Annotated in this window: 17 protein-coding genes and 1 pseudogene; 12 read left to right on the top strand and 6 right to left on the bottom strand. The window is 43.2% G+C overall.

The annotated features are described in order from the left end of the window. Positions 1-351: 351 nt before the first annotated feature. The 3 genes from DW904_RS12460 to DW904_RS12450 all read left to right on the top strand — a co-directional run bounded on the left by DW904_RS12460 (position 352) and on the right by DW904_RS12450 (position 3,361). Positions 352-1,989 (top strand): tail fiber domain-containing protein, encoded by a 1,638-nt coding sequence (locus DW904_RS12460; protein ID WP_202187718.1) that lies wholly within the window; start codon positions 352-354, stop codon positions 1,987-1,989. Positions 1,990-2,079: 90 nt separating this feature from the next. Continuing rightward, positions 2,080-2,538, top strand: coding sequence for a phage holin family protein (locus DW904_RS12455; RefSeq protein ID WP_118581093.1), 459 nt, complete (start codon positions 2,080-2,082; stop codon positions 2,536-2,538). Positions 2,539-2,569: 31 nt separating this feature from the next. Beyond that, on the top strand, positions 2,570-3,361 hold the full coding sequence (locus DW904_RS12450) for an N-acetylmuramoyl-L-alanine amidase (protein WP_118581090.1): 792 nt from the start codon (positions 2,570-2,572) through the stop codon (positions 3,359-3,361). A 228-nt stretch (positions 3,362-3,589) separates the two neighbouring features. On the opposite strand, the pseudogene DW904_RS12445 reads toward DW904_RS12450, so the two are convergent. The 4 genes and pseudogenes from DW904_RS12445 to DW904_RS12430 form a co-directional block, all read right to left on the bottom strand. After that, positions 3,590-3,688: pseudogene (locus tag DW904_RS12445) on the bottom strand (manganese catalase family protein); the annotation flags it as partial. Positions 3,689-3,694: 6 nt separating this feature from the next. Then, complete coding sequence (locus DW904_RS12440) at positions 3,695-3,970, bottom strand: spore coat protein CotJB (RefSeq protein WP_118581087.1); 276 nt, start codon at positions 3,968-3,970, stop codon at positions 3,695-3,697. Then, complete coding sequence (locus DW904_RS12435; RefSeq protein ID WP_226815951.1) at positions 3,967-4,089, bottom strand: spore coat associated protein CotJA; 123 nt, start codon at positions 4,087-4,089, stop codon at positions 3,967-3,969. The genes DW904_RS12440 and DW904_RS12435 overlap by 4 nt, the downstream gene beginning before the upstream one ends. Before the next feature lie 427 nt (positions 4,090-4,516). Then, positions 4,517-5,170 carry a restriction endonuclease gene (locus tag DW904_RS12430; protein ID WP_118581084.1) on the bottom strand — a complete coding sequence of 218 codons (654 nt, stop codon included), beginning with the start codon at positions 5,168-5,170 and terminating at the stop codon, positions 4,517-4,519. A 603-nt stretch (positions 5,171-5,773) separates the two neighbouring features. Between DW904_RS12430 and trkA the strand changes: the two genes are divergently transcribed. Both trkA and DW904_RS12415 read left to right on the top strand, forming a co-directional pair. Then, positions 5,774-7,132: a Trk system potassium transporter TrkA gene (gene trkA, locus DW904_RS12420; protein ID WP_118581079.1), complete on the top strand. Its 1,359-nt coding sequence runs from the start codon at positions 5,774-5,776 to the stop codon at positions 7,130-7,132. Between the two features lie 12 nt (positions 7,133-7,144). Continuing rightward, a complete protein-coding gene (locus DW904_RS12415; protein ID WP_118581076.1) occupies positions 7,145-8,584 on the top strand; it encodes a TrkH family potassium uptake protein in 1,440 nt (479 codons plus the stop codon). 100 nt (positions 8,585-8,684) lie between these two features. Here DW904_RS12415 and DW904_RS12410 read toward each other — a convergent pair whose 3' ends face one another. Further along, positions 8,685-9,458 (bottom strand): DUF6062 family protein, encoded by a 774-nt coding sequence (locus DW904_RS12410; protein WP_118581073.1) that lies wholly within the window; start codon positions 9,456-9,458, stop codon positions 8,685-8,687. A gap of 35 nt (positions 9,459-9,493) precedes the next feature. Continuing rightward, positions 9,494-10,114 carry a TetR/AcrR family transcriptional regulator gene (locus tag DW904_RS12405; RefSeq protein WP_118581070.1) on the bottom strand — a complete coding sequence of 207 codons (621 nt, stop codon included), beginning with the start codon at positions 10,112-10,114 and terminating at the stop codon, positions 9,494-9,496. Positions 10,115-10,462: 348 nt separating this feature from the next. Here DW904_RS12405 and DW904_RS12400 point away from each other — a divergent pair, with 348 nt between their 5' ends. The 7 genes from DW904_RS12400 (at position 10,463) to DW904_RS12370 (ending at position 20,860) form a co-directional block, all read left to right on the top strand. Next, positions 10,463-11,998 (top strand): hypothetical protein, encoded by a 1,536-nt coding sequence (locus tag DW904_RS12400; protein WP_118581067.1) that lies wholly within the window; start codon positions 10,463-10,465, stop codon positions 11,996-11,998. A gap of 134 nt (positions 11,999-12,132) precedes the next feature. Then, positions 12,133-14,043, top strand: a complete 1,911-nt coding sequence (locus DW904_RS12395) for a hypothetical protein (protein ID WP_118581064.1) — start codon at positions 12,133-12,135, stop codon at positions 14,041-14,043. A 213-nt stretch (positions 14,044-14,256) separates the two neighbouring features. Next, positions 14,257-15,477, top strand: coding sequence for a putative peptidoglycan glycosyltransferase FtsW (locus DW904_RS12390; RefSeq protein ID WP_330602481.1), 1,221 nt, complete (start codon positions 14,257-14,259; stop codon positions 15,475-15,477). A 102-nt stretch (positions 15,478-15,579) separates the two neighbouring features. Continuing rightward, positions 15,580-15,813, top strand: coding sequence for an acyl carrier protein (gene acpP, locus DW904_RS12385; protein WP_021924300.1), 234 nt, complete (start codon positions 15,580-15,582; stop codon positions 15,811-15,813). 331 nt (positions 15,814-16,144) lie between these two features. Beyond that, positions 16,145-17,599 carry a glutamate--tRNA ligase gene (gltX, locus tag DW904_RS12380; RefSeq protein WP_118581061.1) on the top strand — a complete coding sequence of 485 codons (1,455 nt, stop codon included), beginning with the start codon at positions 16,145-16,147 and terminating at the stop codon, positions 17,597-17,599. A 19-nt stretch (positions 17,600-17,618) separates the two neighbouring features. After that, positions 17,619-19,448 (top strand): ATP-dependent helicase, encoded by a 1,830-nt coding sequence (locus DW904_RS12375; protein ID WP_118581105.1) that lies wholly within the window; start codon positions 17,619-17,621, stop codon positions 19,446-19,448. A gap of 263 nt (positions 19,449-19,711) precedes the next feature. Beyond that, a complete protein-coding gene (locus tag DW904_RS12370) occupies positions 19,712-20,860 on the top strand; it encodes a hypothetical protein (RefSeq protein WP_118581058.1) in 1,149 nt (382 codons plus the stop codon). Positions 20,861-20,918: the final 58 nt, after the last annotated feature.

Genomic DNA, 20,918 nt, shown 5'->3' with positions numbered 1-20,918 from the left:
TTGTATTGTGAATAACCTAATTTCTCCATGGTTACATTTTATAAGTGTATCTTCAGCAAGATCAGAACTAGAATATATGTTTTCTGACTTCCTGATCCGGTCACTATTTTGTTGTCTGAAAACAAGAATTCATGCTAAAGGGCACCTCCCAAGGTGTCTTTTATTATGGATTTTTATCCGGAAAGGAGGAAAAACCCGATGATATTCGAACAACCAGTCAATATATACTCGCGGGATTATGTACTGAAGTGTTTCCAGTCTAATGAAACAGCTGTCCAAGTAGTTAGAGGAAAGATCTCTGCGCTGATTAGCGAGTCAGAATTGATTGAGCTACAAAACAGCAAGGCAACCATGTACAGTAAACTTGCATCAGCCGTACTGGATATAAACAGCCTTCAGCTGCAGTTTTCCGATATCAGCAGTAAATATGATACCGTAACCGGTCAGTATAGCTCCCTGGACGCAAAAGTAGCAGATTACAAAGCAGGCTTGGATGGACTTTCGGTAAACCTGACCAACCTTAGTACCAGGATAAACAATGACTATTCCACGACTACGGCAATGAATGCAGCCATTAAAGCCAGTGTGGATGGGCTGTCCAGTACTGTTTCACAGACTTATGCAACAACGCAAAATGTTAAATCTTCATTGGCAGAAGCGGATACCAATGCAAAGAAATATGCAGACAGTGCACAGAACACAGCAATAAGCCAGGCACAGCAAGACGCAACGTCCAAGGCAGATGCAGCGGAATCCAATGCAAAGGCTGATACCGATAATAAACTGAAGAGTTATTCCACTACCATAGCCATGAATTCTGCAATCAAGCAAATGGCCGACAGTATAACACTTAGCGTTTCCAAGACCTATGCGACAGGAGCAGATCTCTCAGCTGGTCTATCCGGCGCAGACCAGAAGGCTAAAAACTATGCGGACAGTGCCTTACAATCAGCGGATAAATCCGCAAAGGGATATGCGGATGCGGCACAAAGTGCAGCCGTAAAAGCTGCGAATGCAAATACAGAAGAACTTCTGAAATCGTATCCGACTGTAACCGCTATGGAATCAGCCATTAAGCAGAATGCAGATTCCATCACAGCATCTGTTTCAAAGACTTATGCAACTAAGGAGGGGCTGAGCGACGCCAGTACAAAGATATCAAATCTAGAGACCTGGAAGTCCCAGGCCGCACTGAAGATCACAGATTCTGCAATCGTCAGCACCGTAACCAGTTCCACATCCTGGAGCAAAAAGGCAGACAAGGCCAGTCTGATCTCCCAGATCAACCAGTCTGCAGAAAGTATTTCCATCAGTGCCAGTAAGATCAATTTAAACGGTGTGGTGACGGCTAATAGCTATTTTTGCATTTTAACTGATGGAAGCATAAAAAGTGTCAAAGGTACGCTGGGCGGATGGACGATATCATCCGATAAAATTCAGTCACGTTTTGCGGGAATAGACGCGATGACTATACACTCGGATGGATATTTAAAATTCGGAACATGTAAAATAAGTTCAACCGGAGGAGCACTTACAGTAAAAAACGGCTTACATATTTACACAGCTGTAAATACAGATAGCAGCGGTTTTGATGATGGCACGGAGAGATTCAAGATATTCGGATTAGGTCATGTATCGTCTGGAGGACATCTGGTATTTGACAGTGATGGGGCTACGGTTTCTTATTTATCCAGTTCATCCAGAAGATACAAGAATCATATCCGGGACATGACAGATAATGATATACAAAATCTGTATAAGCTTCCAACCGTATTCTTTGTTTATAAACCTGGCTATCTGGAAAAAGACAGCGCAGTTCCTATTCCCGGGCTTTACGCAGAGGATGTGGAACAGTACCTTCCATTAGCTGCCAGATACCAGAACGGACTGATTGAAGACTGGAATGAAAGAGCTGTGATCCCGTATCTGATCAAGGCAATCCAGCTGCAGCACGAAGAAATTGAAGCATTGAAAAGAAAGGTGGCGTGAAAATTATATGAACGAACCCAGGGCGAGACCGTGTAACCGGTCTTATTTTTATACCATAAAATAATATAATAAGAAGGAGAACACATAATTATGAAGGTGATTGATACGTATAATGCCATTGTTGGCGCAGCTGTTGCTGTATTGAGCTATATCTTTGGAGAGCACTGGATCCTGTTTGCATTATTTCTGGCATTTAATGTTGCTGACTGGATCACAGGCTGGATGAAAGCCAGACTGACACACAAGGAAAATTCCAAAGCCGGATGGAAAGGAGTCCTGAAAAAACTGGCTTACTGGATCATGATTGCGGTAGCCTTTGGAGCATCTGCAGTGTTTGTGGAGATCGGAAAGACGCTTGGCGTTGATCTGGAAATCACCACATTACTTGGCTTCTTTGTCCTGGCATCCCTGTTGGTAAATGAGATCAGATCTATTTGTGAAAACCTGGTGGAAATGGGAGTGGACGTCCCAAAGATCTTGATCAAGGGACTGGAAGTGGCAGACAAGGCAATCAATAAAGATGGAGAAGATATTGACGAGGGCGAGTGATCGCCCTCCTTTTTGAAAGGAGAATTTCAACATGAAATATTTTATCTGTGTAGGTCACGCGAACTATGGCGGTGGTGTCATCTCATCCGCAGATGGCACCAGCAAAGGTGGCGTAAACGAATACAAGTACAACAAGGAACTGGCACCTTATGTGTGCAAATGGCTTAAGGCAGCAGGTCATGAGGCAACCCTGTGCATTGCTCCAGAAGGTCAGCTGCATTCCCTGAATGATGAAATCAAGTATTTCATTGGTGAAGAGCATAAACAGAACTATGATCTGTCTGTCCAGCTTCATCTGAATGCCTTTAATGGAGAGGCATATGGCTGTGAAGCGTACTGCTACAATGCAAATGGACTTCCGGAAGCCCAGCGGATCAGTGCGAAGCTTGGTACTGTCTGGCATAACAGAGGAGCTGAAGAACGTCCAGGTTTGTACTGGACCAGAAAGACCAAGGCAAAAGCAGTTCTGGTAGAATCTTTCTTCTGTGATAACAAGGATGATTATGCCAAAGCGAAAAAACTTGGTATGGACGCTCATGGCAAGCTGATTGCAGAGGGCATCCTGGGAAAAACAATCACAATTGCGCCGGCGCAACCGAAAGCAAAGTATTACATTCAGGCTGGAGCCTACGGAACAAAAGAAAATGCAGACGTGATGGTGAAAGTACTTAAGAAAAAAGGATTTTCAGCAAGTATCCGAAAAGTATCCGGCTCCGTCCCATACCGTGTCCAGGTCGGCACCTACAGAACAAAGAAGGCTGCCAATAAGGTGGTAAAGAAGCTGAAGGCAGCAGGCTTCACTGTACTGGTGAAGAGCCTGTGATGTCGAATGCTGTCGTACTATCTCGCACGATAAAACTCGACAGATGAGAAAGAATCTGGTACAGTAAAACTGAACATGAGATTTCCCTTAGACAAGAAAAGCCCTTACAATCCCGCGAGTTGCCCCTCAGGAGAGTAAAGGCTTTTCTTCTTATTAAATATTGCATCATCAACCGGTTTGAAAAATAACCCTAAAAAGGTGAATATTGTCCTAGTATAGGTTACTGCACTCCGGGCCACCATACTGGCTCATAATGAACTGAGCCAGCTTCGCATTTGGTGTTTTGATATTGATTGGATACTGTAATCTTTTTTCATAATTCCACATAAACTGTCACGCTCCTTCCTTTTCCCATGGAAATGGCTGCTGAGACCATTTCCATGCATTTTCACTGCTTACAGCTGCACTGTCGATGGTCAGAGGACCGTATTTCTCAGCATATTCGGCCATCAGCTGGTTGCGACGGTCAGAAATATCGGAAAAATAGCGCAATGCTTTTTGATCCTCAGGGTGAGTATCCAGATAAAGAAGCATGTCATTGACAGCGAAACTAACCTCATTGATCTGCTGTAAAAAAGAGCATCTTGGGGAAGGCTGCTTTCTCATCATCTTCGAATACCTCTCTTTCCACAGAATGGTTTACAAAGCTGTGGGAAAATAGTGCCCACAGACAAGGCATAGTCAAGATCATAGGCTGAAGTGAAATTCTGATATGGTACATAGGCCATTGCTGGTGTCAGGTGTTTCAGGTGCTCATACATATTATCTGTTTTTGATGAAACTGGTTTAGTGCAGGGGCAGTTTGGTGTTTGGGAAATTGGCGGATTGTATGAAGACTTCACAGGTATGAAATCACCGGAATTTTTATATGGTCTGGTACAGTCTGAGGACTCACAATTCATTTCGCTGCAAGAAGTCTCTCGCCGCATTTGCGACAGTGGAGCGGGAGAGAAATTCATCATCCCGCAGGTTCTATTATAAGGGCGGCAGCCCGAACGGTTCATCTGATAATTTTCCATAAACAGATCCTTTCCTTATTCCGTAAGGTCTTTCCCTTTATTCTATGTAAAAATATATAAATGTGTTTATATAAGAGAATGTAATAGTTACGTATACTGTTGGTGGTGCAGTGAAAAGAACGGATGGTATTTTTTATTATGGCTTTGGTTTTAAGAGATACACATGCACAAAATAAATCAGTGCGGGAATCAGAAATACAAGATTTACACCGCCTGCCAGGAATTCAGGAACGTTGCCTGCTCCTTGAAATGTAAATTCAAGGAAAAGGTACAGTGCTCCAGCTAAAGTACTTAACATCCAGTTCTCCCAGCCCAGCCAGCCAAGAAGCCCAGCCAGAATCAGGGAAAATTCCCGATAATACTGCAAATAAGTATCCGAAGAAAATGGAAAAACATTTCTTAGAAGATAACATCCAAATAGGATTCCAAGAATATTCATTGCTCTCATTATTTCAAAAATCAGACTTGTACTCTTTAACATAGAGCAGTTGTCCCATAGCTTTACATCTAATTTATTGGCTGCGCTGATAGCTGCCTTGGTGAAAGTGCCATTTGTCATAACGATGCAGCGGTCGCAGTCATAGTATTTGCCCCCGGCATAGACCTCTTGCACTGCTTTATTCCCAACTGGATAAGAATAATATTTGCATTGAACTGCATATTTTGAAAAATGTTTGTAGGCAATGATGTCAACACCCTGGTCACCACTTTTTTTGGTAACTTCTACATGGTGAAATCCCTTTCGGCGCAGCATCCGGGCGCATTTATATTCAAATTTGTGTCCATTCATCTGGTAAAATCCCTTATTTTGAGTTATTGTTTCGTTTTTTTATACAAAAACAGCAGAAATCGTTTCATGATTTTTTCAAAAGTCTTTCACACTTTTATCACATTTGTTTCGTATATTATTAACTGTAGAAAGCACCAAGTCTTTCTTAATTTAATATTTTTCTTTTTCATACGCGCCGGTGCGAAAGCACCGGCCTCCTTCCATTTCTGGGGAAAATATCCTGTTTATAAAGTTAATGGCGAAAGCCAAATTCGGGAAAATGAAATAAAAGTATATTTATAGAGATAAAGTCATTGTACTACATATGAAATAAAAAGTAAACACCTGTTCGAACAACACGTTGCTGTTCACTCCGTTCACAGTAACGCGCTTCGCGATGCACAGAAATCACGCATTCGCATGATTTCGCGCCGCACTTCCCGGGCTTTTTGTGAACAAAGTTCACAGTTAACTTCAAACACACTCTAAGATTTACTGTAAGAAAATGACTATTTCCAAAAACATACAGTAGTGCTATAATAGCAGTGTTTAGAATGTTAGGAGCAGACTCACTTTTTGTCTGTGACCTGACATTTTCCTATTATTTATATATTTGGAGGAGTTATGCAAATTATAATTGTCGGGTGTGGAAAAGTTGGACGTACACTTGCAGAACAGCTTCAGGAAGAGGATACTGATATAACTCTGATCGATATCAATCCGGACAGGATTAATGAGATTATAGATGAAGTAGATGCTATGGGCGTTGTTGGAAATGGAGCAAGTATCAATACTCTTATGGAAGCGGGAATTGAGAACGCAGACATTCTTATCGCAGTTACTGTATCAGATGAGATGAACCTTCTATGCTGTCTGATCGCCCAGAAGACTGGTCACTGCCACACAATTGCCCGTGTGCGTAATCCGATTTACAGTAAGGAGATCGGTTTTATCAAGGAGCGTCTGGGTGTAACCATGATCATCAACCCGGAACTGGCAGCAGCACAGGAAATTTCAAAACTTCTGCGTTTTCCATCCGCCATAAAGATTGATACTTTTGCCAGAGGCAAGGTAGAACTTCTGAAATTTAAAGTAATGCCTGAATTTGAACTGGATGGAAAGAGCATCCAGCAGATTACTGAGCACTTTCGCTGCGATATTCTTTTCTGTGCTATTGAGGGAAAAGATTATACTACCATTCCAGGTGGTACCAATGTGATCCGGAATGGAGATGTGATTTCTATTCTTGCTACCCCGCAGAATGCAGCAGCTTTCTTTAAAAAGATTGGCTTGAAGACCCATCAGGTAAAGAACACCGTGATTGTAGGCGGCGGAACTATTTCTTATTATCTTGCCCAGGCCCTGCTTGCCATGAAGATCAAAGTCAAGGTAATTGAGAAAGATAAGAACCGCTGTGAGTTCCTAAGCGAAGAACTTACAGATGCTACGATTATTAATGGTGACGGCACAGACCGTTCCCTTCTTCTGGAAGAGGGGTTGGAAAGTGCTGAGTCCTTTGTAACTTTGACCAATATGGACGAGGAGAATATTTTCCTTTCCCTTTTCGCAAAGACTATTTCGAATGCCAAGCTGGTTGCCAAGGTAAACAGGCTTGCCTATGACGATATTATTGACAGTCTGGACATCGGAAGTGTTATTTATCCGAAATACATTACTGCAGATTATATTTTGCAGTATGTAAGAGCAACTCAGAATTCCATTGGAAGTAATGTGGAGACCTTGTATCACATTCTGGATGGAAAGGCAGAAGCTCTGGAATTTAAGATCTGTGATAATTCACCTATTGTAGGAAGGACATTGTCTGAACTGAATCTGAAGAAGAATCTTCTGGTTGGATGTCTTTACCGGGATGGCAGTGTGCGCATTCCTCGTGGACATGATGCCCTGGAGATTGGAGACAGAGTTGTAATTGTTACCACGAACAGAGGCCTTCGTGATATCAACGATATACTTGCAAAGTAAAGGAGTCCAGACATGAATTATTCCATGATATCTTATATTCTTGGCTGGATCTTCAATTTTGAAGCGGCATTTATGATTTTGCCAGGAATTACAGCAATCATTTACCGGGAAAAAAATGGTCTGGCATTTCTGATCACGATGTTGATCTGTCTGACAATTGGAATTCCGCTTACCAGGAGGAAAAGAAAAAGCAAAGTATTCCATGCCAAAGAGGGTGCTGTTACAGTTGCTCTCAGCTGGCTGGTACTCAGTATTGCAGGAGCCCTTCCTTTTATTATTTCAGGAAGTATTCCCCATCCTATAGATGCAATATTTGAGACTGTTTCCGGTTTTACCACGACTGGAGCCAGTGTTTTGAATGATGTGGAGGCTCTGTCTCACTGTATGCTGATCTGGAGAAGCTTTACCCACTGGATTGGCGGAATGGGAGTACTGGTATTTATTCTCTGCCTGTTGCCTCTTACCGGTGGATACCACATGAATCTGATGAAAGCAGAGAGCCCGGGACCGTCTGTCAGCAAATTGGTGCCGAAGGTACAGTCCACGGCCAAGATTTTGTATACCATATACATTATTCTGACTATTGTGGAGATCATTTTTCTTCTCATTGGAAAAATGCCTCTGTTTGATACATTGTGCCTTAGTTTTGGTACCGCAGGTACCGGTGGTTTTGGTATCAAAAATGACAGTATTGCAAGCTACAGCACGTATAATCAGGTGGTGATCACAGTCTTTATGATTCTTTTTGGAATCAACTTTAATGCCTATTATCTGCTTCTGACGAAAAAAGTAATGCAGGCAGCCAAGAATGAAGAGGTACGTTACTATCTTGGGATTATTGGCTTGGCCATTGTAGCTATCGCTATTAATACAAGAGAAATGTTCACAAGCTTTGGAAGAGCTTTCCAGCAGGCTGCTTTCCAGGTGGGATCCATCATTACGACTACTGGATATGCTACCACAGATTTCAATGTGTGGCCGGTATTTTCCAAGACCATTCTGGTTATCCTTATGTTTGTGGGAGCCTGTGCAGGAAGTACAGGCGGCGGTATCAAGGTATCCCGTCTTCTGATCCTGTGTAAATCTGCACGCAAGGAACTGCAGCTGTATCTGCACCCAAATGCAGTGAAAAAGATCAAGATGGATGATAAGGCGATTCCCCATGAGGTGGTGCGAGCTACAAACATGTTCCTGTTTGTGTACATTATGATTTTTGTTACTTCACTGTTGATCATAAGTCTGGACAATCTGGATATGGTTTCCAATTTCACCGCGATTGCAGCCACTTTGAATAATATAGGACCTGGTCTTGGAGCTGTGGGACCTACCGGGAACTTTAATACGTATTCTTATATTTCCAAGGCTGTTATGATCTTTGATATGCTGGCAGGAAGGCTTGAAGTATTCCCGCTGTTACTTTTGTTTAAGAGAGATACCTGGAGAAAGTTCTGAAAACTGACAAATAAAAAACTCCTCAAATTAACACGCTCTAAAGAATGTTAATTTGAGGAGTCTTTTTTTGCGTAAGCAACGAGCAGGAGCCTGTTTGGTCTTACTTGTCCATAGTATATGGCTCATCTGCCGGATATCCTCCTGCCGCTTTCTGCATTCCACGCGGCAGTGCATCCTTGGAAGTACGCCAGTCCGCATCTTTATTGCGGTAATCAAACTTATCGCAGAACCAGTCCAGATCATCAGAAAGCCTTTGCATATTCTGCTCCATCATTGGGAAAAGGATAGCGTAAAAGGCTTTTTTCTCTTTATCAGATAAAGCACTTTCAGCTGTTTCAACCAGATCTCCGAAATGGGGAATGCAAAATCCCTTACAGGTTTCAAAAAGCGGGAGAAATTCCTGATTTTTTTTAAACAGTTCAAAAAAAGTATTCAGATATCTTGTGTAGGTATCTTTATAAAAATTGCAGATATAGCAGGTATCTTCCTGTTCTTTTACCCATGTGCCAAGAGAAGTCTTCGGTGCATCTGTATCTGTGTTTCTCTTCTTAAATCTGGAAAAAACGGAAGCCCTGGAAGGGGCGAAAATCCTGATTTGTTCATGAAGCTCTTTTGTTTTGTACTGAAAATGGGTTTTCAGGATCAGCCCTGCACCCAGACGGTTTCCGTAATCATACATTTTCTTATAGTGTGTACGGCAAAAGCCCATTTTATCAGTTTCTGCCCGTACATCATCTTCCATATAAGATGCACCGGCACCTAAAACGAAATCCATGGCATGCTGTTCCAGCTGGCGCTCCACAAAACAGAAAGGGCATTCGTCCTCTGCTTTAAAAGCATCCATCAGGGGAATGGTATATAATTTTTCTTTCATCTGTAAGGTCTCCTTCAGGATTTTAATGTATAAGTCTATAATTTTTCAATATCTGCTCCATGGATAAATGCCTGCAAAATACAGTCTATCGTCCGATGAAGATAAGGACGGTATTCAGCAAGACAGACTGGCTGGGAGTGAAGAATACAGCTGTAACTTGTGGAACTTACCAGTTCAATAATGGTAAAAAGAAGCAGCTCTGGGGAATCATACTGTACATCAGATTGATCCAGAAGATTGAGATATTCCTGGAAAAATGGAAAATCATCGTCATCTGCCTGTTCCTGAAACGCATCCTTAAAAACTCCCCAGGACAGATTCTTGGAAATAAAGCCAAGCAGACTACTCTCAGTTTCCAGCCTGTCCAGAATATTATCTACAATAAAATGAAGCTGCGCAGTGAAACCGGTAATGTGGGAGGCTTCCAGAGCGTCATGCGCCTCGGAAAAAAGTTCGCCGGCTTTGTGAGAGATCAGCTTATTTCGAATATCATATTTATCTTTAAAATAGAGGTAAAAAGTTCCTTTTGCAACACCTGCATTTTCCACAATATCGGAAATGGTTGTCTTGGCAAGCCCCTTAGTGGTAAAGAGTTCAAAGGCAGTGTTGTACAGAGCACTTTTCTTCCTTTTTTTATTTAACTCCAGTTTTCCCATGCCAGTTCCTCCTAAGCTTATGTCTGTCAGACATTCTATAAATAAAAGTTTACTGTCTCTTCCAGCAGCAATAAAAGTCGGTTGTTACAATTATAGCTTCACTATCTGAACTTTTCTTGATAATTATGGTGGTTTATTTCTATTTTAAACAAAAATGACCAAAAGTCAATATCAAAACAGGAAAAGATTTGGGTAAAAAGCAGATATTGACTACTGGTCAGTTTTGTTGTATAACTTTCATAGGCTAAGAGATGACTAATTGATGTCGGGAAAACAGATACGCTGCAGGACAGCGGGGGGAGTTTGCAGACGTCAGATATTTAAGTAAGAATTAAGGAGTTGGCTAACATGAACCGAAATAAAAAGATTCTGAATGTTACAATGGCTGCCGGAATGGCTGCCGTCCTTGGAACTACACCGGTAATTGCTGCAGCACAGGAAGCAGACAATGGAGTATCCAAGGAAGAAACCGTATATGTAAACGCTACTGCAGAAGGTGAAATAAAAGACATCACCGTATCTGACTGGCTGAAGAATTCCGGATCAGCAGAGGGAGATATATCCGATGTATCTGACCTGGAAGGAATCAAGAATGTAAAAGGTGATGAAACCTTTACCCAGGATGGCGACAAGGTTACCTGGAATACAGACAGCAGTGATATTTACTATCAGGGAACTTCCAACAAGGAACTTCCGGTAGATATGAAGATCAAATATTATCTGGATGACCAGGAAATTACTCCAGAGGAGCTTGCTGGCAAGAGTGGACATCTTCGTATGGAAGTTTCTTATACAAACAAATCCAAAAAGACAGTAAAAGTTGATAAAAAAGACGTAGAAGTTTATTCTCCGTTTGTTATGGTAACCGGAATGATCCTTTCTTCCGATAATTTTTCCAATGTTACCATTGATAATGGAAAGGTGATTTCCGATGGCGACAAGGAAATGGTTGTAGGAGTTGCAGTTCCAGGTTTAAAGGACAGCCTGGATTTAAGCGGTGACCTTTCCGATAAGATTGATATTCCGGAAGGATTCACAATGGAGGCTGATGTTACAGACTGTACTATGGGAAATACTTTCACTATGGCGGTTACAGACTTGCTCAGCAGTCTGAATCTTGAGGATTCCGATGATTTGGATGAACTTCAGGATTCTCTGGATGAACTGGATGATGCAGCAGTGAAGCTGGTAGATGGATCTAAGGATCTTTTTGATGGAACTAAGAAGCTTTATGATGGAACGAAAGATCTTTATGATGGAACCGAAGATCTGAAAGACGGAACCAGCCAGCTTTATGATGGAGCCAAGGACCTGGATGACGGAGCCAAGACTCTGAAAGATGGAACCAGCCAGCTTTATGATGGAAGTAAAGACCTGGATGACGGAGCCGGCCAGCTTTACGACGGAGCCAAGACTCTTAATACAGGAGCCGGTCAGCTTTATGATGGAACTACTTCCTTATACAGTGGAACAAAGACTCTGTACGATGGAACCAGAACTCTTTATGGCGGAGCCAGTACACTGGCTTCCAGTTACAATGAATTTGATGCTGGTGTGGCAAGTGCCAAGACTGGTGCTTCCCAGTTAAACAGCGGTGCAAAAACACTGCAGAGCGGTATTTCCCAGTATACTGCAGGGGTGGATTCACTGGCTTCTGGTGTGAACAGCTACACAGAAGGTGTTGACACTGTAAACAGCAACATGGCAGAGTATAATAAAGGAATGAAATCCCTGACAGATGGTGTGAACAAATATGTGGCTGGTGGAAATCAGCTGGCAGACGGTGTAACCGCTTATGTAAATGGTGCAACTCAGCTGACTGACGGAGTAAGCACTTATGTAGCGGTGCAAGTGCCCTGGCACAGGGAACCAAGGACTATGTAAGTGGAACATCTGCACTGGTTGAAGGGGTAGGACAGCTGGCACCTGGAATCCAGCAAGCTTCAGAAGGAATCAGCGCTGCTTCTGCAAAACTTACAGAAATTGCCAAGAATGTAGCAGCTGCAAAGCCGGAAACAATGGTGAAGAGCCTGAATCAGTATGCAGATGGAGCTGATTCCCTGGCTGACGGTGTAACGGAATACGTTGGAAAAGTAGGTGAGGCTGCTTCTGGAGCAGCAAGTGTTGCAGAGGGTGCAAAGAGCCTGACTGATGGTACAGCGGCTCTTGTTTCCGGTGCAACTCAGGTAAAAGACGGAATTGGAAAATTAAAAGAAGGAACAAGCTATTCAATCAGTCAGATCGGCGACAGTGCCTCTAAGACAATGAATGATTCAGCAGCAAGTATCCGTGAGGCAGCTGCCCAGATTGAGACTACGGTTACTGCACAGTCCGCAGGGGTATCTACAGATGCTGCAGCTGGTGCAATCAGTGCAACCCAGAGCTCTATGAGCAGTGCAATCGCAACTTTGCAGGGAGCACTTGGAACAGAGGGACTTGACGAAGGAACTGCAGCAGCTATTAATTCTGCAATCGAGCAGTTAAATGCAGGTCTTGGAAATGCTTCTGCCGCCCAGGGTGAGCTAGGTAACATTCAGGCACAGTCACAGGTAGCTGTCCAGGCTGAGACAAACGGAAGCAGTGTTCAGGAATCCTTAAATGCCATTGCGTCCACCCTGGAAGGTGCAGCGGGCAGTATTTCAGAAGCAGCATCAGCGAGCTCCTCAACTTTAGCTGGTGAAGCAGATAAACTGATTGCAGGTGCAGCTGCTGTTGAATCAGGAGCCCAGACCGCAAATGCAGGAGCCGCACAGCTGAGCACAGGTGCTGATTCTCTGAACAGTGGAATGGCACAGCTGAAGGAAGCTGGTGAAGGTCAGTTATCTACAGGAGCATCAAATCTGAAAGCAGCCGGAACGCAGGTAAGAGAGAGTCTGACAGCAGTAAGCAGTCTGATTGCAGGACTTGGAGATCTTTCTTCCATGACAGATTCTGTGAATCAGTTAGCGGAAGGTGCTAAACAGATTTCAGAAGGAAATGAGAAGCTTCAGGCTGGCTATAAACAGTTACAGGATACCAAGGCTGCTGAGACACTTACAAACGGAGCAGATCAGATCCTTAACAGTGAGAAGACTATTACAGATGGAATCAATACCCTTCAGGGCAAGGATAATGCCAACGCAACAGCACTTCTCAGTGGCGCAAGTACATTAAAGAGTGCAAAGGAGAGCCTTGATGCAGGTATCAGTTCAATCAGCAAAGCAACCGGCAAGCTGGTAACTGGTGTTGGTCAGATTGCAGCAAACAGTGTGGCACTAAGAAGCGGAGCTTCTCAGCTGACAGCAAGCAGTGATACCCTGAACAGTGGAGCATCCCAGCTGACAGCAGGAACCAAGAGCCTTGTAAGCGGAGCAGGTACATTAGCAGCAGCCAGTGGACAGGTAAAATCCGGTATTGCACAGCTAAAGAACGGTGCTGCAGATCTGAGAAGCGGAGCTTCCCAGTTAAGAAGCGGTGCAAACAGTGTTAATAATGGAACTCGTGAATTGAAGAGTGGTACATCTTCTTTAGTAAGCGGAACAAAAGATCTGAAAGACGGAACCAAGACTTTGAAAGATGGAGCTAAGGATCTGAATGACGGAGCTAAGACTCTGAAAGACGGAACAAGCAGTCTGAAAGACGGAGCTAAGACCCTGGATGATGGAGCAAAAGACCTGAAGGATGGGGCAAAAGATCTGAAAGACGGAGCTAAGGATCTGAAGGATGGAGCAAAAGATCTGAAGGATGGTGAGAAAGAGTTCTACGATGAGGGTATCAAGAAACTGAAAGATACTATGGAAGATGATTTCCAGAGTGTTCTGGATCGCCTGGAAGCACTCCAGTCTGATGATGCTGCTTATACATCCTTCACAGGAAAAGATGCTTCCATGAGTGGCAACGTGAAGTTCATTATTGAAACAGAAGGCTTCGATGATGGCAGTGAAGACTGATCTTAAGCAGGTCAGATATAAATTTCTATAAGGAAACAGAGAAGGGCAGGAGAGTATCCTGCTCTTTTCTATTACGGGATAAACCCTGCAGCCGTTACCGTTCACGGAGTAACAGCACCTTTGGGTTGCACCTGCAAAAAGAGTCTGCTATAATGAAAAACAATTAAGGAAATAAAAGAGTTTATATAAAAATGAACAGAAAAAGGTGATAAAGTGGATATTGCGAAAAAGAAAAAAGCAAGTATCCGGTCAGGAAAGAAAAAGGCAGGTCCTGGCTATAAGTCCAAGATCAAAATGAAAAAGGCGAAATCAGATTACTATGATTTTAATCTGGTCGCAGTAATCATATTGATCATGTGCTTTGGTCTGATCATGCTTTACAGTACAAGCTCTTACATGGCTCAGATTAATGAAGGGGACGATATGTTCTATTTCAAAAAACAGGCAATGTACAGTATCGGCTGTCTTGTGCTGGCAATTATAGTGTCCTATTTTGATTATCATATTCTGGCGAAATTTCCGTTTGTGATCTATGTAGTAGCCGCTGTTCTCATGGTGCTGGTAAAGACTCCCCTGGGAGTCACCTCTCATGGAGCGAGAAGATGGCTGAAGCTTGGGGTACAGTTTCAGCCGGCAGAGATTGCAAAGATTGCAGTGATCATCACATTGTCCTATCTGATCGTCAAAATGGGAAAGAGAGTGGAAACCCTGAAAGCTACTATGGTACTTCTGGGAATGGGCGGCATTCAGGCACTGTTTGCATATGTGTTTACGGATAACCTGAGTACTGCTATGATTATTTTGGGGATTACCGTAGGTCTGGTGTTTATCGCACATCCAAAAACAAAACCATTTGTTATCCTTGCTGTTGTTGCGGTTATTTTGGTGGCAATCCTGGTATACAGTCTTTCCCATATGAATCAGAGCTCTAACTTCCGTTTACGTCGTATTCAGGTATGGCTTCATCCGGAGGATTATGCAAGCGGAGATGGCTATCAGACTCTGCAGGCTTTGTATGCAATTGGTTCAGGAGGTTTCTTTGGCAGAGGTCTTGGAAACAGTATTCAGAAGCTTGGAAGTGTGCCTGAGGCACAGAATGACATGATATTTTCCATTATTTGTGAAGAACTGGGGATTTTTGGCGCGATCATGGTTTTGGCGTTGTTTGGTTATCTGTTGTACAGATTGTTTTTTGTTGCACAGAATGCACCGGATATGTTTGGCTCCCTGCTTGTGAGCGGCGTTTTTGTACATATCGCTTTGCAGGTTATTATGAACGTGGCTGTTGTGCTGAACATCATGCCAAACACAGGTGTCACATTGCCATTTATCAGCTATGGAGGTACCTCCATTTTGTTCCTGATGGCAGAGATGGGACTGGCCTTAAGTGTGGCCAGACAGATTAAATTCCAGGAGCCGGAATTTATCCTATAATTCTCTTGACAAATGAGCCAGCAGATTATATACTTTCCGCAGTGTATGACATACGGCTGATGGAAGCCGGTTTTCGAGATATTTATTAAAGGAGAATGAGCAATGTTAGAAAAGATGAGTGAAATGATCGCAGAGCAGCTTAACTGCGACGCAGAGACAATTACAGCAGATACTTCTTTCAAGGATGACCTGGGAGCAGATTCCCTTGACCTCTTCGAGCTTGTTATGGCTCTGGAAGACGAGTACAACATTGAGATTCCGGCAGAGGAGCTTACAGAGCTGAACACAGTTGGTGATGTGATCGACTATCTGAGAGATAAAGGAATCGATGCTTAATTTTTTTCGCAGATGATGATCTCCCGCTACTGTTCACTGGTAACATTCAGCGAGGTGTTTCTGTGAACAAAGTTCACAGAAAACCCGAGAATTAAGTTTGCGCAGCAAACGCTACTTCTTGTGCTTGTCACAAGAAGGTTCGTCTTTCTGTGCATCGCGAAGCGCGTTACGGTGAACGGAGTGAACGTAACGATCTCCCTGAGGCTGGGCTTCAGGGGGATTTTTTCTATGGACATTTTGAATAGATTAGGTATATAATGTGAAAAGGCAATTGCCATCACGGAATGGCAGCAGAAGATAAGAAAGAATAAACAGGGAGAATAGAGAAGACATGACTAAGATCAGAACCAGATTTGCACCAAGCCCTACTGGCAGAATGCATGTTGGAAATTTACGTACTGCGTTATACGCATATCTTATTACAAAGCATGAAGGCGGAGATTTTATTCTCCGTATTGAGGATACAGACCAGGAGCGCTATGTAGAGGGCGCTGTAGATATTATTTATCGTACTATGGAGAAGACTGGTCTTATTCATGACGAAGGTCCGGATAAGGACGGTGGATATGGCCCATATGTACAGAGCGAGCGCCAGGCACAGGGGATTTATATGAAATATGCCAGACAGCTTGTAGACCAGGGCGACGCATACTACTGTTTCTGCCAGAAGGAAGAATTAGAGAGCATGAAGCGCGTGGTAGCAGGCAAGGAGATTTCCATTTATGACAAACGCTGCCTGAAGCTTTCCAAGGAAGAAGTTCAGCGCCGTCTGGATGCCGGAGAGCCACATGTAATCCGTTTTAACATGCCTACAGAGGGAACTACCACTTTCCATGATGTAATTTACGGAGATATTACAGTAAACAATGAGGAGCTTGAGGATCTGATCCTGATCAAATCTGACGGATATCCGACTTATAATTTTGCTAACGTTGTAGACGATCATCTTATGGGAATCACACATGTAGTACGAGGCAATGAATATCTTTCCTCTTCCCCGAAATATAACCGTATCTATGAGGCATTTGGCTGGGATATTCCGGTTTATGTACATTGTCCGCTGATCACGGATGAAACTCACGCCAAATTGTCCAAACGTTCCGGACATTCCTCCTATGAGGATCTTCTGGATCAGGGATTTGTTTCCGAGGCAATTGTAAACTATGTTGCACTTCTGGGATGGAGTCCGGCAGATAATAACGAGATCTTCAGTCTCAAGGAACTGGTTGAAAAATTTGATTATCATCACATTAATAAATCTCCGGCTGTATTTGATATTAACAAGCTTCGCTGGATGAATGGCGAGTATATTAAGAAAATGGATCCGGAAGTATTTTATGAAAGAGCACTTCCATACATGAAGGAAGTTCTGAAGGGAGACTTTAACTTTAAGAAAATTGCAGGAATGGTTCAGACCAGAATCGAAACTTTCCCTGACATTCCGGCATTGATTGATTTCTTCCAGGAAGTTCCAGAGTATGATGCATCTATGTACTGCCATAAGAAAATGAAAACAAACGAAGAGACTTCTCTTACAGTTCTGAAAGAAGTTCTTCCGCTTCTGGAGGCTCAGGAGGATTACACCAATGATCCGCTGTTCGCTTCCTTAAGTGAATTTGTCAAGGAGAAAGGTTACAAGAACGGCTATGTAATGTGGCCTCTTCGTACAGCTGTTTCAGGCAAGCAGATGACACCGGCAGGCGCTACCGAGATCATGGAGATCATTGGCAAGGATGAGACAATCCGCCGTGTGAAAGCAGCAATCGCGAAGCTTGAGAATCTGTAATGAAGAATCTGTCTCAATTATGAAGAAAAATCCATCTCAATTAAGGGCAATCGCCCACCTGTCAGGACCTATGATGGTTCTGGCAGGCCCCGGTTCGGGGAAAACTTCAGTGATCGTTGAAAGAACTGCATATATGACTGGTGAGGGGGAAATACCGGCGTCCTCTGTTCTTGTTGTAACCTTTTCCCGGGCTGCAGCAAAAGAGATGAGAGAGCGTTTTCTGAAGTTTACCGGACAGACCTCCACGGCTGTTACCTTCGGAACCTTTCACGGTGTTTTTTACGGAATCCTGAAGCAGGCTTATGGACTTAGTGCCGGCAATATTTTGTCAGAAGAAGAAAAATATGCCATTTTAAAAGAAATGACTCTGGAATTTGGTCAGGAACTAGCGCAGGAGGGAGATTTCCAGGAGGATGTGGCAAAGGAAATCAGCGTGGTAAAAGGGGGGAGGATTTCCTTGGATCACTATTATTCTTCCTGCTGCCCGGATGAGGTATTCCGCCAGATTTATAATGGGTATCAGAAGGCCTTGCGTCAGAGAAGAAAACTGGATTTCGATGACATGCTTCTTTGCTGCTATGAACTTTTTGTCAAGAGAAAAGATATCCTGGCGGCATGGCAAAACAAATTCCAATACATTATGGTAGATGAATTTCAGGATATCAACCATCTCCAGTATGATATTGTAAGGATGCTGGCAAAGCCCAGGGATAACCTGTTCATAGTGGGAGACGATGATCAGTCTATTTATCATTTCCGTGGCGCCAAGCCAGAGATCATGCTGAACTTTACCAAAGATTATCCTAAGGCAGAAACGGTTCTTTTGGACATTAATTATCGTTGTACGAAAAATGTACTTCAGGCAGCCATGAATGTGGTGGGCTGCAATCAGATCCGCTTTAAGAAGAGGCTGTCTACGCCAAATGAGCAGGGAAAACCTGTGAAAGTGATGGAATTTGACAATCCAAGAGAAGAGTATGTGAAGATTGCCGCCTTTTTGAAGAAGCGGCTGGAGGCGGGAGAGAATCTAGAGGATACTGCAGTGCTTTTTCGTACCAATCAGGAGGCAGAGGGGCTTGTTGGAGCCTTGATGGAGTACCAGATTCCTTTTACCATGAAAGAACAGCTGCCCAATCTGTTCCGGCATTGGATCAGCAGAAACCTGATGGCATATCTGAAAATGGCAGCAGGAGACAGGACGCGAAAGCTTTTCCTGGAAATCATGAACCGCCCTAACCGGTATATAGCAAGGGATGCCCTGACTCAGACCACAATCTCATTTTCTGCACTGAGAGATTTCTATAAAGACAAAGACTGGATGTGCGACAGGATTACCACACTGGAAACACATCTTCGGATTCTTTCCACTTTAGCACCCTATGCTGCAGTGAATTTTATCCGAAAAGGAATGGGCTACGAGCAGTATCTGATTGAATATGCCCAGTACCGTAAAATTCGTCCAGAGGAGCTGCTTGAGGTCCTTGACCGCATACAGGAAAGTGCCAAAGGCATGAAAACCCTGGAAGAGTGGGAAAACTACATAGAGGATTACACAAAGAAGCTGGCTGAACAGGCGAAAAAACAGGAGACGAAAAGGGAAGGGATTGTAATTTCCACCCTTCATGCGGTAAAAGGGCTGGAATACGATAAAGTTTATATTATGAATGTAAACGAAGGGAGCATTCCCTATAAAAAAGCGGTTCTGGCAGAGTCTTTGGAAGAAGAACGCCGGCTTTTTTATGTAGGCATGACCAGGGCAAGGAAAGAACTTATGCTCTGTTATGTGCGCCGTCAGTACGATAAAGAGCGTGACCCTTCACGGTTCCTGGAAGAAACCGGGCTGTTCTAATTTCCTCTTGTAAACGTAAACCTAATAAAGTATAATGATGTCTGTTGTGAAATTATAACAAAAAAAGAGGTAACTATTCAGGAGACAGTATTCCGCGAGGTTGTTTTTGTGAATACAGTTCACAGAAAGCCCGGGAATTGCGGCGTGAAATCATGGAAAGCATGATTTTTTGTGTATCGCGAAGCATGCAATTGTAAAGCATGTAATTGTGAAGGTACGGAACAGTTACCAAAAGAGTACTATTGCGGAAGCAGTGCAGATAAATGAAGAAAAAGATGAAATGGAGAAACCGCATTTTCTGGCTCAGGATCCTGATCATGGTTCTGGTCATTGTGGGATCTTATCTGGCATATGCCTTTATATACAGAGGCAGAAATGAGCCGCCCACCAAGAGGAAAACCACCAATCAGGAAGCGGCTTACTATACGCTTCGTGGACAGATCCAGATGCTTTCCCAGAAAGAAGAACTGATGGCATTTGCCTTTGAAGACAGGAAAAAAGAGCGGGAATATGGAACCTATATTATTCCCGGTCTGAAAGCAACACAAACCCTTCTTACCAGTGAAGGTGATATGCCGGCCATGTGTACCACTATGACACCGCAGGGTTTGGCAGTAACAGAGGATTATGTTTTTGTAAGTGCCTATTGTCATGCGAAAAAGCATAATTCTGTGATCTATATGATCAACAAAGAATCGCACCGTTTTATAAAAGAAATTATTTTGCCCGGACAGCCACATGTTGGCGGTCTGGCGTATGACAGTGAACATCAGATTCTATGGTATTCTTCAAATACGCAGGAGCTTGCCCAGGCAGTGAGTCTTACCATGGAATCTATTGAAAATTATGACTATGATGCGGGCAGGCATCCTATCGCGACCAACCAGGTAGCCAGCCTTTACGGAATCGTCCGTGATTCCTTTATGACCTTTTATGATGGGTGTCTGTACGTTGGCTGCTTTACAAAATATACAGACAGTGCAATTGCAAGATATGCAGTAGATGATCAGGGAAACCTGATAAATACTATGGATGAAGGTCTGGGAATGAACTTTGGGATGGCAGTTCCCCTTGATTATTCCACCATTTCCGAACAGGCACAGGGAATGACTTTTTATAACGACAAGCTTCTTTTGTCTCATTCCTTTGGAATTCTGCCTTCCAGAGTGGTATTTTATGAGAAATCCGATAAAAGGCTTTATGTAGATGAAAATTCTGCTGTCAGCTATCGGTTTCCGGAACGAATCGAACAGATTTTTGTGGATGGGGATGACTTGTACGTGCTGTTTGAATCCGCTGCTTATGCATATAGTTCAGCGTCTGTGAATATTGTGGACAGGGTTTTAAAACTGAGCCTTCCCAGAATGGAAGAATACCAGCAGAGCATACAGAGTAATGTGAGCCAGTATTAGAAGGATTTTTCAAACACGCTCTAGAGCCTGTAAATCTGGTGGATTTATTTAAGAATGA

Origin of the sequence: Ruminococcus sp. AM42-11 (assembly GCF_003480145.1) — a bacterium.
Lineage (GTDB): Bacteria > Bacillota > Clostridia > Lachnospirales > Lachnospiraceae > Blautia_A > Blautia_A faecis.
The sequence above is the reverse complement of the archived record's forward strand: the minus strand, read 5'-3'. Positions and strand labels throughout refer to the sequence as shown.